At 62.0% G+C, this 16164-nt stretch carries 14 protein-coding genes; 12 read left to right on the top strand and 2 right to left on the bottom strand.

The genetic code is table 11. From position 1 onward, the window contains the following. Positions 1 to 173 precede the first annotated feature (173 nt). Positions 174 to 695, bottom strand: a complete 522-nt coding sequence (locus tag AC1RL4_RS21755; protein WP_019582714.1) for a DUF2062 domain-containing protein — start codon at positions 693 to 695, stop codon at positions 174 to 176. Between the two features lie 136 nt (positions 696 to 831). Here AC1RL4_RS21755 and AC1RL4_RS21750 point away from each other — a divergent pair, with 136 nt between their 5' ends. The 12 genes from AC1RL4_RS21750 to AC1RL4_RS21695 all read left to right on the top strand — a co-directional run bounded on the left by AC1RL4_RS21750 (position 832) and on the right by AC1RL4_RS21695 (position 12291). After that, the gene (locus AC1RL4_RS21750) at positions 832 to 3066 is read left to right on the top strand and encodes a DNA internalization-related competence protein ComEC/Rec2 (protein WP_489078961.1); all 2235 of its coding nucleotides are present in this window, start codon (positions 832 to 834) and stop codon (positions 3064 to 3066) included. Between the two features lie 97 nt (positions 3067 to 3163). Beyond that, on the top strand, positions 3164 to 3799 hold the full coding sequence (locus tag AC1RL4_RS21745) for a MotA/TolQ/ExbB proton channel family protein (RefSeq protein WP_007941964.1): 636 nt from the start codon (positions 3164 to 3166) through the stop codon (positions 3797 to 3799). After that, a complete protein-coding gene (locus tag AC1RL4_RS21740; protein ID WP_018926235.1) occupies positions 3796 to 4224 on the top strand; it encodes an ExbD/TolR family protein in 429 nt (142 codons plus the stop codon). The genes AC1RL4_RS21745 and AC1RL4_RS21740 overlap by 4 nt, the downstream gene beginning before the upstream one ends. Then, positions 4224 to 5234 (top strand): tetraacyldisaccharide 4'-kinase, encoded by a 1011-nt coding sequence (gene lpxK / locus AC1RL4_RS21735; protein WP_028938941.1) that lies wholly within the window; start codon positions 4224 to 4226, stop codon positions 5232 to 5234. The genes AC1RL4_RS21740 and lpxK overlap by 1 nt, the downstream gene beginning before the upstream one ends. Before the next feature lie 25 nt (positions 5235 to 5259). Then, the gene (locus AC1RL4_RS21730; protein WP_003179363.1) at positions 5260 to 5445 is read left to right on the top strand and encodes a Trm112 family protein; all 186 of its coding nucleotides are present in this window, start codon (positions 5260 to 5262) and stop codon (positions 5443 to 5445) included. After that, positions 5442 to 6206: a 3-deoxy-manno-octulosonate cytidylyltransferase gene (gene kdsB, locus AC1RL4_RS21725; RefSeq protein WP_204124543.1), complete on the top strand. Its 765-nt coding sequence runs from the start codon at positions 5442 to 5444 to the stop codon at positions 6204 to 6206. Before AC1RL4_RS21730 ends, kdsB begins: the two co-directional genes overlap by 4 nt. Continuing rightward, positions 6206 to 6670 (top strand): low molecular weight protein-tyrosine-phosphatase, encoded by a 465-nt coding sequence (locus AC1RL4_RS21720; protein WP_019582718.1) that lies wholly within the window; start codon positions 6206 to 6208, stop codon positions 6668 to 6670. Before kdsB ends, AC1RL4_RS21720 begins: the two co-directional genes overlap by 1 nt. Further along, the gene (murB, locus tag AC1RL4_RS21715) at positions 6667 to 7686 is read left to right on the top strand and encodes a UDP-N-acetylmuramate dehydrogenase (protein WP_064616576.1); all 1020 of its coding nucleotides are present in this window, start codon (positions 6667 to 6669) and stop codon (positions 7684 to 7686) included. The genes AC1RL4_RS21720 and murB overlap by 4 nt, the downstream gene beginning before the upstream one ends. 243 nt (positions 7687 to 7929) lie before the next feature. Then, entirely contained in the window at positions 7930 to 8400 is a 471-nt protein-coding gene (locus AC1RL4_RS21710) for a (2Fe-2S)-binding protein (protein ID WP_019582720.1), read from the top strand. Next, a complete protein-coding gene (locus AC1RL4_RS21705) occupies positions 8397 to 10718 on the top strand; it encodes a xanthine dehydrogenase family protein molybdopterin-binding subunit (RefSeq protein WP_019582721.1) in 2322 nt (773 codons plus the stop codon). Before AC1RL4_RS21710 ends, AC1RL4_RS21705 begins: the two co-directional genes overlap by 4 nt. Beyond that, complete coding sequence (locus tag AC1RL4_RS21700) at positions 10718 to 11701, top strand: XdhC family protein (RefSeq protein WP_489078960.1); 984 nt, start codon at positions 10718 to 10720, stop codon at positions 11699 to 11701. Before AC1RL4_RS21705 ends, AC1RL4_RS21700 begins: the two co-directional genes overlap by 1 nt. Then, positions 11698 to 12291 (top strand): nucleotidyltransferase family protein, encoded by a 594-nt coding sequence (locus AC1RL4_RS21695; RefSeq protein ID WP_489078959.1) that lies wholly within the window; start codon positions 11698 to 11700, stop codon positions 12289 to 12291. Before AC1RL4_RS21700 ends, AC1RL4_RS21695 begins: the two co-directional genes overlap by 4 nt. A gap of 90 nt (positions 12292 to 12381) precedes the next feature. On the opposite strand, the gene rne is transcribed toward AC1RL4_RS21695, so the two are convergent. After that, complete coding sequence (gene rne / locus AC1RL4_RS21690; RefSeq protein ID WP_096480894.1) at positions 12382 to 15585, bottom strand: ribonuclease E; 3204 nt, start codon at positions 15583 to 15585, stop codon at positions 12382 to 12384. Between the last annotated feature and the right edge of the window lie 579 nt (positions 15586 to 16164).

Genomic DNA, 16164 nt, shown 5'->3' with positions numbered 1-16164 from the left:
CACTGCGGTGCATGCACATGTTTCAACGGACCGGGTAATCAAGGCCGCCAAAACGAAAAGACCTTGAAAGGGATGGCCGTAAGGGCGGAACCCTAAGTGGCCGTTACAGAAAAAACGGATATGTACGCCACCAAAAAGCCATAAAAAACGGCCTCCCAAGTGGAGGCCGTTTTTCATTCCTGCATCCGGCTGCGCTTACGCCGTGCCCACTGCCGACTCACCCACCAGCGCCAATACATCATCACCAGACAATAAGCCAATGCCCCAAGCACCAGCCCCGTTACCACCGAGCCGAGTAAAAACGGCTGCCACAAAGTCGAGAGCTCGCCGCTGATCCATGCCCAGGTCAACTCGTCCGGCAAGCTCCTGGCGGGGACGTCCATCAGCCAGGCGCCAGTCTGGTAAGTGCAGAAGAACACCGCCGGCATGGTGATCGGATTGGTCAGCCAGACCAGGCTGACGGCAATCGGCATGTTGCCGCGCACCACGATGGAGAGGATGGCGGCCAGCAGCATTTGCAACGGGATGGGCAGGAATGCCGCGAACAGACCGACGGCCATGGCCCGCGCGACGGAATGGCGATTGAGGTGCCAGAGGTTCGGGTCATGCAGCAGGGTGCCAAGAAAGCGTAAGGATTTGTGTTCCCTGATGCTGGTCGGGTCTGGCATGTAACGTTTGAATAAGCGCCGGGGCATAAGGCTTCTCGGTCGGTTAAGGCGGCAAGTATGTCTGGATTCTACGAACCGCCCATTCAGACTTTGTGACAATTGTTAACGACGCCTGTGCGGCGCGACGGCTAAGCCTAGGGAGGGGACTCTCAAGGACGGGCTTATGCGCACAGGGATGATGGCGCTGGCGTTGGGTCTGCTGGCCCTGCGTTTTTTGCCGGCCCTGCCGCCGGCAGGGTTGTGGCTGTTGTTGCCGGTAGTGGGTTTGATGTTGCTGCCGTTTCGAACCTTTCCACTGGCATTTTGGTTGTTCGGTTTCAGTTGGGCGTGTGCGAATGCGCAGTGGGCGCTGGATGATCGCCTGGCGCTGAAGCTCGATGGCGAGACTCGCTGGGTCGAAGGCCGGGTTACCGGGTTGCCGCAGCAGGCCGAGGGTGTAGTGCGTTTCGAACTGACAGACAGTCAGTCGCGTCGCACCCAACTGCCTCGGCACCTGCGTCTGGCCTGGTATGGCGGGCCGCCCGTCAACAGTGGCGAGCAGTGGCGGCTGGCAGTCAAATTGAAGCGTCCTGCCGGGCTGCTCAACCCCCATGGTTTTGATTACGACGCCTGGTTGCTGGCCCAACGTATTGGCGCCACCGGGACCGTCAAGGACGGTCAGCGACTAGGGGAAGCGCGGTGGGCCTGGCGCGACGGCATTCGTCAGCGTTTGCAGGCCGTGGATGCGCAGGGGCGAACGGGGGCGCTGACGGCGTTGGTGCTGGGGGACGGCGCCGGGATGAGCCGTGAGGACTGGCAGGTGCTGCAAGACACCGGCACCGTGCATCTGTTGGTGATTTCCGGGCAGCACATTGGTTTGCTGGCGGGGCTGGTGTATCTGCTGATCGCCGGGCTGGCGCGCTATGGCTTATGGCCCAGGCGCTTGCCGTGGCTGCCATGGGCGTGTGGGCTGGCGTTCGCGGCGGCGCTCGGTTATGGGCTGCTGGCCGGTTTCGAGGTGCCGGTGCGTCGGGCCTGCCTGATGATTGGTCTGCTGTTGTTGTGGCGGCTACGGTTTCGTCACCTCGGCGCCTGGTGGCCGCTGTTGCTGGCGCTTGACGGTGTTTTGCTGCTGGACCCGCTGGCAAGCCTGCAACCGGGTTTCTGGTTGTCCTTTGCGGCAGTAGCGGTGCTGATTTTCACCTTTGGCGGGCGATTGGGCCCGTGGCGTTGGTGGCAAACCTGGACCCGCGCCCAATGGCTGATCGCGATCGGTCTGTGCCCGCTGCTGTTGGTGCTGGGGTTGCCGATCAGTCTCAGCGGGCCGCTGGCCAATCTGCTGGCGGTGCCCTGGATCAGTCTGCTGGTCTTGCCACCGGCGTTGCTCGGAACGCTGCTGTTGCCCGTTCCCTATGTGGGCGAGGGGTTACTGTGGTTGGCTGGCGGTCTGATCGACCTTTTGTTCAAGGGGCTGGCGTTGGTGGCCGGGCAATTGCCCGCGTGGGTGCCGGTGGCGGTTCCGTTGTGGGTTTGGGCATTCGGCACGCTGGGCGCATTTCTGCTGTTACTGCCAAGGGGCGTGCCGTTGCGCCCGATGGGCTGGCCGTTGTTGCTGTTGCTGGTTGTTCCGCCTCGGCACACGCTGCCTGAAGGTGTCGCCGAAATCTGGCAACTGGATGTCGGCCAGGGGTTGGCCATTCTAGTGCGCACCCGCCATCACACACTGCTGTATGACGCCGGGCCACGGTTCGGCGATATCGACCTGGGTGAGCGGGTGGTGTTGCCAACATTGCGCAAACTGGGGGTGAATGAACTTGATCTGATGCTGATCAGCCACGCCGACGCCGACCATGCTGGTGGCGCGCGAGTCATTGCCAGGGGATTGCCGGTGACGCGGGTGCTGAGCGGCGATCCATTGGCCCTGCCGGACGAGCTACACGCCGAGGGCTGCGAGAGCGGTCAACAGTGGACTTGGGACGACGTGCGGTTCCAGCTCTGGCAGTGGCCGTCGGCCAGTGACAGCAATCAGAAATCCTGCGTGCTACAGATCGAAGCCAACGGTGAACGATTGCTGCTGACCGGCGATATCGATACCGCAGCCGAGCGGGCGCTGCTCGACAGTCCACTGGCGGTGCCGACGGACTGGTTGCAGGCCCCGCACCACGGCAGTCGCAGTTCATCTTCGATGGCGTTGCTCAGCGCTCTGCAACCCAAAGTCGTGCTGATCTCTCGCGGCAACGGCAATTCTTTCGGGCATCCTCATCCCACGGTCGTGGCGCGCTATCAAAAACGTGGCATGGCGATCTACGACAGCGCGGAGGAGGGTGCCATTCGTCTACAACTGGGGCGCTTCAAACCACCGTGGACGATGCTTCAGGAACGGCGCTTCTGGCGCGATCCGCCAGCATTGCGCCAGTAACCAGCGTCGTCAAACCCCGACCGGATGCGACATCGCGGTCTTCGGTGCGCTCACCCCCTATGTTAGAGTGGCGCACTTTTTCGAGGGGACTGTCACTGTGTGGGAATTGGTCAAATCCGGCGGCTGGATGATGCTGCCGATCATTCTGAGTTCCATCGCGGCCATGGCGATCGTCGCCGAGCGTCTCTGGACCCTGCGCGCCAGCCGCGTGACCCCGGAGCACCTGCTCGGGCAGGTCTGGGTCTGGATTAAGGACAAGCAACTCAATAAAGAAAAGCTCAAGGAACTGCGCGCCAACTCCCCGCTGGGCGAGATCCTGGCCGCCGGTCTGGCGAACTCCAAGCATGGTCGCGAGATCATGAAAGAGTGCATCGAAGAGGCCGCCGCGCGGGTGATTCATGAGCTCGAACGTTACATCAACGCCTTGGGCACCATCGCCGCCATGGCTCCGTTGCTGGGGCTGCTGGGTACGGTGCTGGGCATGATCGATATTTTCAGTGCGTTCATGGGCACGGGCATGGGCACCAACGCCGCGGTGCTGGCCGGAGGTATTTCCAAGGCACTGATCACCACCGCCGCCGGCCTGATGGTCGGTATTCCGGCCGTGTTCTTCCACCGCTTCCTGCAACGTCGGATCGATGAGCTGGTGGTGGGCATGGAGCAAGAGGCGATCAAACTGGTCGAGGTTATTCAGGGCGATCGCGACGTGGACCTGGCCGAGGGTAAAGCGTGAAATTCCGTCGTAAACCACGGGAAACGGTAGACATCAACCTCGCGTCGCTGATCGACGTGGTGTTTATCCTGTTGCTGTTTTTCGTCGTGACCACCACCTTCACCCGTGAAACCCAGTTGCGCGTCGACCTGCCGGAGGCGGTCAGCGGCTCCCCGGCTGAAGACCAGCAGCTCAAGCAACTGGACATCGCCATCAGCGCCGACGGGGCGTATTCGGTCAACAACCAGCTATTGCCGAAAAACGACCTCACCAGCCTGATGGAAGCGCTACAGAAAGAATCCAATGGCGACACCAATCTGCCGTTGTCCATCAGCGCCGATGGCAAAACCCCCCATCAGTCCGTCATCACCGCGATGGACGCTGCCGGCAAGCTCGGTTTCAGCCACTTGCGCATGACCACTGTCGAGGCGGCGCCGGCGTCCTGATGGCCATGTCCGATCGATTGCTCGCTGCGTGGTACGAAGGTCATCCGGCGTTGAAGCTGTTGCAGCCTCTTGAATGGCTGTACCGGCGCGTGGTCACTGGCAAGCGCGAGCGCTTTTTGGCGGGCGAGGGCGAGATCTACCAATCGCCCGTGCCGCTGATCGTGGTCGGCAATATCACGGTGGGCGGCACGGGCAAGACGCCGCTGATTCTGTGGATGATCCAGCACTGCCAGCGCAGCGGCCTGCGGGTCGGTGTGGTCAGCCGTGGTTACGGCGCCAAACCGCCGCAATTGCCGTGGCGGGTCACAGCGGATCAAGGCGCGGACGTGGCGGGCGATGAGCCGCTGTTGATCGTCCAGCGCACCGGCGTGCCGCTGATGATCGACCCGGACCGCAGCCGTGCGGTCAAAGCCTTGCTGGCGAGTGAGCCGCTGGACCTGATCCTCTCCGACGACGGTATGCAGCATTACCGGCTGGCTCGAGACCTGGAACTGGTGCTGATCGACGCCGCTCGCGGCTTGGGCAACCGCCGTTGTCTGCCCGCCGGACCATTGCGCGAACCGGTCGAGCGCCTGCAAAGCGTCGATGCGGTGCTGTACAACGGCGCTGCCAATGATCGCGAAGACGGTTTTGCCTTCCAGTTGCAACCCACCGAACTGGTCAACCTGCACAGCGGCGAACGGCGGCCTCTGGACTACTTTCCCGCTGGTCAGGCCCTGCACGCCGTGGCCGGGATCGGCAATCCCCGGCGTTTCTTCACGACCCTCGAAACGCTACACTGGCGGCCAGTGCCCCATGCATTTGCCGACCACGCCGAGTACAGCGTGCAGGCCTTGAATTTCACACCGTCATTGCCAGTGGTGATGACAGAAAAGGACGCGGTGAAGTGCCGTGCCTTCGCCGCCGCCGATTGGTGGTACCTGGCGGTCGATGCTGCGCCATCGCCGGCCTTCGTGGCCTGGTTCGATACGCAGCTGATGCGCCTGTTGCCGGCTCGTCTTTTGCCTTAACTCCGTTTCTATCCAGGGAATGTACATGGACACCAAATTGCTCGACATCCTCGCTTGCCCGGTCTGCAAAGGCCCGCTCAAGCTCAGCGCCGACAAAACCGAGCTGATCAGCAAGGGCGCCGGCCTCGCGTACCCGATTCGCGACGGCATCCCGGTGATGCTCGAAAGCGAAGCGCGCACCCTGACCACCGATGAGCGTCTGGATAAATGACCACAGCCTTTACCGTTGTCATTCCATCGCGTTACGCCTCCACCCGCTTGCCGGGCAAGCCGCTGCTGCTGATCGCCGGCAAGCCGATGATCCAGCACGTCTGGGAACAGGCGAGCAAAAGCAGTGCCCAGCGCGTGGTGGTTGCCACTGACGATGCGCGCATCGTCGAGGCCTGCAAAAGCTTTGGCGCCGAAGTGGTGCTGACCCGCGAAGATCACAACTCCGGCACTGACCGCCTGGCCGAAGTTGCGGCGAAACTGGGCCTGGCCCCGGACGCGATCGTGGTCAATGTTCAGGGCGACGAGCCGTTGATCCCGCCAAGCGTGATCGATCAGGTCGCCGCCAACCTGGCCGCTCACACCGAAGCACGCATGGCCACCCTGGCCGAGCCGATCGAAGACGTCGAAACCCTGTTCAACCCCAATGTGGTCAAAGTGGTCAGCGACCTCAATGGCCTGGCGCTGACCTTCAGCCGTGCGACCTTGCCGTGGGCTCGGGACGCGTTTGCCAAGAGCCGCGAGCAATTGCCGGAAGGCGTGCCATATCGCCGCCACATCGGCATTTATGCTTACCGTGCCGGCTTCCTTCAGGACTTCGTCACCTGGGGCCCGTGCTGGCTGGAAAACACCGAGTCTCTGGAACAGCTGCGTGCCCTGTGGCACGGCGTGCGGATTCATGTCGCCGACGCGCTGATCGCACCGCCCACCGGCGTCGACACCGTTGAAGACCTCGAGCGCGTTCGTCGCCTGCTGGAGGCCTGATGCGGGTCCTGTTCGTCTGCCTGGGCAACATCTGCCGTTCCCCCACGGCTGAGGGCGTATTGCGGTGCAAGCTGCGTGAGGCGGGGCTGGCCGATCAAGTCGAAGTGGCTTCTGCCGGCACCGGTGACTGGCACGTCGGCAAGGCCCCGGACAAGCGCAGCCAGGCTGCTGCGAAGCTGCGCGGCTACGACCTGTCCGCCCAGCGCGCCCAGCAAGTGACCCGCGCCGATTTCGCCACTTACGACCTGATTCTGGCGATGGACAACAGCAACCTGCGCCACCTCAAGGCCATGCAACCGGCCAAGGGCAAGGCCGAGCTGGATTTGTTCCTGCGTCGCTACCAGTCGGAAGTCGATGAAGTGCCGGATCCTTATTACGACGGCGACCAAGGCTTCGAACAGGTACTGGACCTGATCGAGCGCGCCAGCGATCTGCTGGTGATCGAATTGAAGGGACGGTTATGAGTTTGCAGGTTCAACCCCGGGTTTCGCTCAAACCGTACAACAGCTTTGGCGTGGACGTTCAGGCGCGGCTGTTTGCCGAAGCCCATAGCGATGCCGACGTGCGCGAAGCCCTGGCCTACGCGGTGGAACACGAAGTGCCGGTGCTGGTGATCGGTGGCGGCAGCAATTTGCTGCTGACCGCCGATGTGCCGGCACTGGTGTTGCGCATGGCCACACGGGGGATTCGCCTGCTGAGCGATGACGGCAACCAGGTGGTGATCGAAGCCGAGGCCGGTGAGCCGTGGCATCCGTTTGTGCAGCACACCCTGGCGCAAGGATGGTCAGGGCTGGAAAACCTCAGCCTGATCCCCGGCACCGTCGGTGCGGCACCGATGCAGAACATCGGCGCTTACGGTGTCGAGATAAAGGACGTATTCGCCGGCCTGACAGCCCTCGATCGCCAGACCGGCGAGCTGCGGGACTTCACGCTGGCCGAGTGCAACTTTGCCTACCGCGACAGCCTGTTCAAACAGGAACCTGGGCGCTGGTTGATCCTGCGGGTGCGTTTCACCCTCACGCGCACCGCGCACCTGCACCTGGAATACGGCCCGGTGCGTCAGCGCCTGACCGAGCAGGGTATTGATCACCCGACGCCGACCGATGTCAGCCAGGCCATTTGCAGCATCCGCAGCGAAAAACTCCCGGACCCGGCGGTGCTCGGCAATGCCGGCAGCTTCTTCAAGAATCCGTTGGTGCCCGCCGCACTTGTGGCACAACTCAAGGGTGAATACCCGGATCTGGTGGCGTATGCGCAGCCCGATGGGCAAATGAAGCTGGCGGCGGGGTGGCTGATCGAACGGGCCGGCTGGAAAGGCTTTCGCGACGGCGATGCCGGTGTGCATAAATTACAGGCGCTGGTGCTGGTCAACTACGGCAGCGCAACGGGCCTGCAATTGCTGAATCTGGCGCAGCGCATTCAGAAAGACATTGCAGAGCGTTTCAAGGTCGACCTGGAAATGGAACCTAACCAGTATTGAGGCTACGCTTTCAGGCTGAATAAAAAGCCCTGCACATTTTCAAATGTGCAGGGCTTTTTTGTTAATGCTCAGTTAACTTAGCCAGCTAACGATGCAAGCATTTGCTCCATCAAAGGCCCGGTGCAGACGTCGCGTCTACATAAGAGAGCCGATTAGCCTGAGTCGATCTGCGTGTAGTGAACCGCGAACCCCAAGCGGCAGATTGCTCGACCCCATAACCTCTATAACTATGCGGGCGTGCCCATGATTACCCTGAAACTCAATGGTCAAGATCATCAACTCGATGTCACCGAGGACATGCCGCTGCTCTGGGCGATTCGTGACGTGGCCGGTTACAACGGCACCAAATTCGGCTGCGGCATGGGCCTGTGTGGCGCCTGCACCATTCATATCGACGGCGCGCCCGCGCGCAGTTGCATCACACCGATCGGCTCGGTGGTCGGCCAGAATGTCAGCACCATCGACGACCTGCATGCCGACCCGGTGGGCAAAGTCGTCCAGCAAGCCTGGCTCGACAGCGCCGTGGCTCAGTGCGGTTATTGCCAGGGCGGACAGATCATGTCGGCCACCGCGCTGCTGAAAACCAACCCGAACCCCAGCGACGAGCAGATTGAAGAGGCGATGGTCGGCAATATTTGCCGTTGCGGCACCTACAACCGGATCAAGACCGCCATCCGCCAGGCATCCACTCACCTGAAGGAGGCCAAGGCATGAGCCAGCTACCGAATGATTTTGCACTGAGCAACCTCAGCCGCCGCGGTTTCCTCAAAGGCGTGGGCGCCACCAGTGCGCTGGTGCTGGCTGCCAGTTGGGGCTGGCAGGATGCATTGGCCGCCGAAAAAGAGCAGAAATTCGGTGCCGACGGCATGCCCAACGGCTGGATCGATGACCCGAAGGTTTACATCAGCATTGCCGCCGATGGCAGCGTGACGGTGATTTGCAACCGTTCGGAAATGGGCCAGGGCGTGCGCACCAGTCTGTCCATGGTGGTGGCCGATGAACTGGACGCCGACTGGGCACAGGTCAAAGTGCAACAGGCGCCGGGCGACGAAGTACGTTTCGGCAACCAGGATACCGACGGTTCGCGCAGCATGCGTCACTGGTACGAGCCGATGCGCCGTTGCGGTGCTGCCGCGCGGACCATGCTTGAGCAAGCCGCTGCCGAGCAATGGAAAGTGCCGGTCGGCGAATGCCATGCGCAACTGCACAAAATTATCCATAAACCGACCGGCCGTGAACTGGGCTACGGCGCGTTGGCCGCGGCTGCCAGTGCGCTGGCGGTGCCGGCACGCGACAGCCTGCGGCTCAAGCAGCCGTCGGAGTTTCGCTACATCGGCAAGGAAGGGACCAAGGCCATCGACGGTGCGGACATAGTTAACGGTCGTGCGGTCTACGGCGCCGATGTGCATTTCGACGGCATGCTTTTCGCCACCATCGCCCGTCCGGCGGTCTACGGCGGCAAGGTCAAATCCTTCGATGCCAGCGCTGCGATGAAAGTCCCTGGGGTGATCAAGGTCCTGCAAGTCGAAAGTCGTCCACTGCCGTCCGAGTTCCAGCCTTTGGGTGGTGTGGCCGTGGTGGCCAGCAACACCTGGGCGGCGATCAAGGGCCGCGACGCGCTGAAGATCGAGTGGGATGACGGCCCCAACGCCAGTTACGACTCGATCGCCTACCGCAAGGAACTCGAAGCCGCGTCGCTCAAGCCCGGCAAAGTGGTGCGCAACACCGGCAACATCGACCAGGCCATGAGTGCTGCCGACAGCACCCTTGAAGCTTCTTACTATCTGCCGCACCTGGCGCAATCGCCGATGGAGCCGATGGTCGCCATCGCCCGTTTCAAGGACGGTGTGTGTGAGGCCTGGGCGCCGAGTCAGGCGCCGCAAGTCACCCGCGAGCGGATTGGCGAGCGCCTGGGCATTCCATTCGATAACGTCACGTTCAATGTCACCTTGCTCGGCGGTGGTTTCGGTCGTAAGTCCAAGCCGGACTTCGTGATTGAAGCGGCGATCCTGGCCAAGGAATTCCCGGGCAAAGCGGTGCGGGTGCAGTGGACCCGTGAAGACGACATCCACCACTCGTATTTCCACACCGTGTCTGCCGAGTATCTGAAGGCCAGTCTGAATAAGGACGGCTTGCCGTCTGGCTGGTTGCACCGTACGGTGGCGCCGAGCATCACCGCGCTGTTCGCGCCGGGGATGAACCATGAGGCGGCTTTCGAGCTGGGCATGGGCTTTACCAACATGGCTTATGCGATCCCCAACGTACGCCTGGAAAACCCTGAAGCGGCGGTGCACACGCGGGTCGGCTGGTATCGCTCGGTGTCGAACATTCCCCACGGCTTCGCGATTCAGTGCTTTGTCGATGAACTGGCACATAAGGCCGGCCAGGACCCGCTCAAATACCAGATCAAGCTGCTTGGCCCGGACCGTCAGATCGATCCGCGCACCTTGAGTGAAGAATGGAACTACGGCGAATCCCCTGAGCGTTATCCGATCGATACCGCGCGGATGCGCACCGTGCTGGAAACCGCCGCCAAAGCCGCCGGATGGGGGCGTAAGCTACCCAAGGGCCGTGGCTTGGGCCTGGCGGTGCATTACAGCTTTGTCACTTATGTGGCAGCCGTGATCGAAGTCGAAGTCAAAGACGATGGCACGCTGATCGTGCACAAAGCCGACATCGCTGTGGATTGCGGCCCGCAGATCAACCCCGAGCGAATTCGCTCGCAGTTCGAAGGCGCCTGCGTCATGGGCCTGGGCAACGCGGTGCTGGGGGAAATCAGCTTCAAGGACGGCAAGGTCCAGCAGGACAACTTCCACATGTACGAAGTGGCGCGCATGTCCCTGGCACCGAAGGAAGTCGCCGTGCACCTGGTCACGCCACCGGGCAATGTACCGTTGGGCGGGGTCGGTGAGCCGGGCGTGCCGCCGATTGCGCCAGCGCTGTGCAACGCGATCTTCGCGGCCACCGGCAAGCGCATCCGTAACTTGCCGGTTCGCTATCAGCTGCAAGGCTGGCAGAAGGCTGACGCCTGATGGACAGCGTCGATCTGAACGTCCTGCGCAGCGTGCTGCAATGGCGCCGTGCCGGTCAGCGGGTGATGTTGTACAGCGTGGTCCAGACCTGGGGCACCGCGCCCCGGGCACCTGGCGCCATGCTGGCCTTGCGTGAAGACGGCGTGGTGATTGGTTCGGTGTCCGGTGGCTGTGTCGAGGATGACCTGATTGCCCGGCTGCACGATGGCCGTATCCCGGCCGATGGCCCGCCGGTGCAGTTGATTACTTATGGCGTCACTCGTGAGGAGGCCGCGCGGTTTGGTTTGCCCTGCGGCGGCACGTTGCGCCTGACGGAGGAGCGCGTCGGCGATCCGGCGTGGGTCGCCCAGTTGCTGGCGCGCTGCGAGGCGCATGAAATCGTGTCGCGCTCGCTGGATATAGCGACCGGTGAAGTGGTTCTGCAGCCGGCGAACAAGCACGATGTGCTGAGTTTTGATGGCAACACACTGCGCGCCATTTATGGCCCGCGTTGGCGATTGTTGTTGATCGGCGCGGGGCAGCTATCGCGGTATGTCGCCGAGATGGCGCGGCTGCTGGATTTCGAAGTGCTGATTTGCGATCCGCGCACCGAGTTCGTCTACGGCTGGGAAGAACAACACGGTCGATTCGTACCGGGCATGCCCGACGAAGCGGTGCTGACCATCCAGACCGACGAACGCACTGCCATCGTCGCACTCACCCACGATCCGCGCCTGGATGACATGGCGCTGCTCACGGCCCTGGACTCCAGGGCGTTTTATGTCGGGGCGCTGGGTTCTCGGGTCAACAGCCAGAAGCGCCGGGACAACCTGGCTCAGCTAGGCTTGTCCCAACAGGCCATCGAGCGTTTGCACGGCCCGATCGGCTTGCACATCGGCAGCCATACTCCGGCGGAAATCGCCTTGTCGCTGCTGGCCGAGATTGTGGCGATCAAGAACGGCATCGAGCTCAAGCAGAAGAGGCCGTTGCAGGAGGGCGTATGAGTGACTCCATTGGCGTTATCGTTCTAGCCGCCGGGCAGGGCAGCCGGTTTCGACAGGTAGCGGGTGACGATAAGGACAAGTTGCTGGTGGACTGCACCGCCCGTGATGGCATCACCGTGCACTCAGTGATCGAGCAGGTGCTGGTGAATCTGCCAGCCACACTCGAGAAGCGTGTGCTGGTCACCACCGCGGACCGCCCGCAAGTGATTCGCATGGCGCAGGCCTATGGTTGCGAGATTGTACGAATCGAGTCGACTGGCCTGGGAGACAGCATTGCGGCGGGCGTGGCAGCCTGTTCGCACCTCGGTGGCTGGCTGATCATGCTGGGTGATATGCCGTTTATTCTGCCGTCGAGCATTGAACAGGTCGTCGCGGCCATTGCGGATGACGCCATCAGCGTGCCGGTGCATGAAGGGCAATATGGGCATCCGGTGGGGTTCGGGCGAAGCTTCGGTCCGGGATTGATGGCGTTGACCGGCGATCAGGGCGCCAAGTCACTGTTCGCGCAGGCGAGGGTGGTTGAGGTGGCGGTGGAGGATCCGGGTGTGTTGTGGGATGTGGACACGCCAGAGAGGTTGGTCTTCGCCTGATGCACCGCCATCGCGGTTTTCCTGCGAAGCAACCGACATAAAAAAGCCCCGCCTGGATCACCAGGCGGGGCTTTTTAGTGGCCGATGGAATCAGGCGAGGGGTTTAGGCTCGTGCTCTTTTTCCAGGGCTTGTTCGTGTTGCTCTACCGCTTCTTGAACGGAGCGCGGTGCTTCGTCGATCACGGATTCAACCGGCTCGGCAGGCACTTCAGCGGCCGGGGCAGGGGCTGCCTCGACGACTTCAGCAACAACCGGTGCAGGCTCGGCAGCGGCCGGAGCAGCAGCGGCAGCCAGTTCGGCTTCCTTCTGCAGACGCTCGGCTTCACGCTTGCGACGACGTACTTCACGCGGGTCGTTCGGCGCACGGCCACTTGGAGTCAGAGCGCTGACAGGGGCAGCTTCGACCACGGGTGCAGCTTCGGCAACCACCGGTGCTTCAAGCAGCGGAGCAGGCTCGGCAGCCGCAACCACTGGCTCGGAGACCGTGGCTTCAGCCGCTGGGGCTTCAGCAACCGGAGCCTCAGCGACTGGCGCTGGAGCTTCGACAGCAACCGGTGGCTCGGCAACCCAGTTGAACGTGGTTTGTTCTTCACGAACTTCGCGAACTTCACGTGCCGGTTCAGCCACTGGTGCTTCAACGACAGGTTCTGCAGCAACCACTGGTTCGGCGGCAGCTTCAACTTCCGGCTGTGCTTCACGAACCGGGGCCACTTCGATTTCCGGAGCGGCGATGACTTCCACCGGCGTGCTCGCTTCAACCACTGGCGCTTCAACCGGAGCGGTTTCCAGAGTGGCAGCAGTAGCGCGTTCGGCTTGCTCGTTGGCTTGTGCTTCAGCAGGTGCGCTGATCACGGTGCTGGCAACGGCTGCGGTAACAGCCAGGCCGGCGGCCAGATCGGCAGCGCTTGGGGCTTCGGCGTTTTCAGCGGATTCGGATTCTTCCGAACCTTCGATCACGTTGCCGTTGGCATCGCGCTGACGCTCACGACGGTTGCTGCGACGACGCTGGCCACGGGAGCGGCGGCGTGGACGATCGCCTTCGGCGACTTCCTGACCGTCTTCCTGCAGTTGTTCTTCGTTGGTTGGCAGCTCTTCTTCGGCTACGGCGGCAGCAGCTTGCTCGGTGCGTGGCTGGCGTTCTTCACGCGGTGGGCGTGGAGCGCGTTCTTCGCGTGGCTGACGGGCCGGACGCTCTTCAGCGGTGGCAGCGGCGGCCGGAGCGGCATCCAGAGGCTCACGCAGTTCACGAACCGGACGTTCTTCACGATCGCCACGTGGCTTGCGATCTTCACGCGGTGCGCGCGGTGCACGTTCTTCACGAGGGGCACGTGGAGCGCGTTCTTCGCGGGCGACTGCTGGCGTTTCTTCGCGGGCTTCGCGTGGTTGACGCTCTTCGCGTGGCTCACGTGGTGCGCGCTCTTCACGCGGTGCACGTTCCTCACGAGGCTTGCGCTCTTCATCGCGGCGACCGTTACGGTTGCGGCTCTGCTGACGACCGTTGCGACGCTCTTCGTTGCGGGCAGGGCGCTCGGTGGTCGCTGGTTTTTCAACCACAACCGGTGCAACAGGCTCTTCCTTGGTCGCGAACAGGCTGATCAGCGACTTCACCAGGCCCTTGAACAGGCTTGGCTCAGGCGCGGCAACCGGTGCAGCTACTGGAGCGGCGACGACTTCGGTCGGAACCGGAGCGTTGGCGCGGGCCGGTGCAGTCTTGACCGCGGCTTCCTGGCGAACCAGGGTGCGGGTCGCGGCGGCTGGCTGGACTTCTTCGACTTCCGCAGCGGCAGCAGCGATCTCGTAGCTGGACTGGTTGATGCTGGCTTCCGGGCTGTCATCGCGCAGACGCTGAACTTCGAAGTGCGGCGTTTCGAGGTGATCGTTCGGCAGAATGACGATGCGGGCGCGGGTGCGCAGTTCGATCTTGGTGATCGAGTTGCGTTTTTCGTTGAGCAGGAACGCCGCCACCGGGATCGGCACTTGTGCGCGAACTTCGGCGGTGCGGTCTTTCAGGGCTTCTTCTTCGATCAGGCGCAGGATCGCCAGCGACAGCGATTCAACGTCGCGGATGATGCCGGTGCCGTTGCAACGCGGGCAAACGATGCCGCTGCTTTCGCCCAGCGATGGACGCAGGCGCTGACGGGACATTTCCAGCAGGCCGAAGCGCGAGATGCGACCGACTTGCACGCGGGCGCGGTCGGCTTCCAGGCATTCGCGGACTTTCTCTTCCACGGCGCGCTGGTTCTTGGCAGGGGTCATGTCGATGAAGTCGATGACGATCAGGCCGCCGATGTCGCGCAAGCGCAACTGACGGGCGATTTCTTCGGCGGCTTCAAGGTTGGTCTGCAGAGCGGTTTCTTCGATGTCGCTGCCTTTGGTGGCGCGCGCCGAGTTGATGTCGATGGACACCAGGGCTTCGGTCGGATCGATGACGATGGAGCCGCCGGAAGGCAGTTCGACGACGCGCTGGAAGGCGGTTTCGATCTGGCTTTCGATCTGGAAGCGGTTGAACAGCGGAACGCTGTCTTCGTACAACTTGATCTTGCTGGCGTACTGCGGCATCACCTGGCGAATGAAGGTCAGGGCTTCGTCCTGGGCTTCAACGCTGTCGATCAGCACTTCGCCGATGTCCTGGCGCAGGTAATCGCGGATGGCGCGGATGATCACGTTGCTTTCCTGGTAGATCAGGAACGGCGCGGCGCGGTCCAGCGAGGCTTCTTTGATGGCGGTCCAGAGTTGCAGCAGGTAGTCGAGGTCCCACTGCATTTCTTCGCTGCTGCGGCCAAGGCCGGCAGTGCGAACGATCAGACCCATGTCGGCCGGTGCAACCAGGCCGTTGAGGGCTTCACGCAGTTCGTTGCGCTCTTCACCTTCGATGCGACGGGAGATACCGCCGGCACGTGGGTTGTTCGGCATCAGAACCAGGTAACGACCGGCCAGACTGATGAAAGTGGTCAGGGCGGCGCCCTTGTTGCCACGTTCTTCTTTTTCGACTTGAACGATGACTTCCTGGCCTTCGCTCAGGACGTCCTTGATGTTGACGCGGCCTTCAGGGGTTTTCTTGAAGTATTCGCGGGAGATTTCTTTGAGGGGCAGGAAGCCGTGGCGCTCAGAGCCGAAATCGACAAAGGCAGCCTCAAGGCTTGGTTCGATGCGAGTAATCCGGCCTTTATAGATGTTGGCCTTCTTCTGCTCGCGTGCACCGGATTCGATGTCCAGGTCGTAGAGGCGTTGGCCATCTACCAGTGCAACACGCAACTCTTCAGGTTGAGTCGCGTTAATCAGCATTCTTTTCATGTAGTACCGTCGGTTTCCGGGCTGCCGGAAACGGCGTTCGGCACACACGACTTCTCACGGTCGGTGTCAGGTGCGTCGGGAGTGGTTGGCCATTCCCGTGTCCAGCGATGTCCGACCAATTGGGCCGGTATCGCGACGTACGCGTCCTGCTTGCTGTGGCTACTTAAGCACTCAGTCAGGAGGAGGAATCAACCGGCGGCTGTGGACGAGATGAAGCGTCTTGATAAAGCCTATTGCTACACAGTCCAGCGGTTGTGCATCTCCACCCTACACGTATCCCTGATAATTCGGGTGCTGCCGCGCGCAGAATCCGCAGCGGGTTGGCATTTACCGTGAGCTCCGAAAGGGGAGGTCACGCATCATGGCTAATTTAGGCGTTGTTTCCGAAGCGTTCGCTCGGGGTCGTTTGCAGCTGACTGCACTTTGTGAACTGGCCGTGAATATTTGCTCGGAAGGCGAGTGAAAACTCTGCTTTGCGGCATGATTCAGGCCTTATGTCACCTGCGCTTGTTACAACTGCAAACTCTGCCGTTACGTAGCGAAAGCCCCGTAGGACGGCCTCTCGTCCTCGTGAATTGC

This window comes from Pseudomonas sp. GW822-FHT07A10, assembly GCF_058798795.1.
Note: the sequence above shows the minus strand (reverse complement) of the source record. Positions and strands in the feature narration are given on the sequence as shown.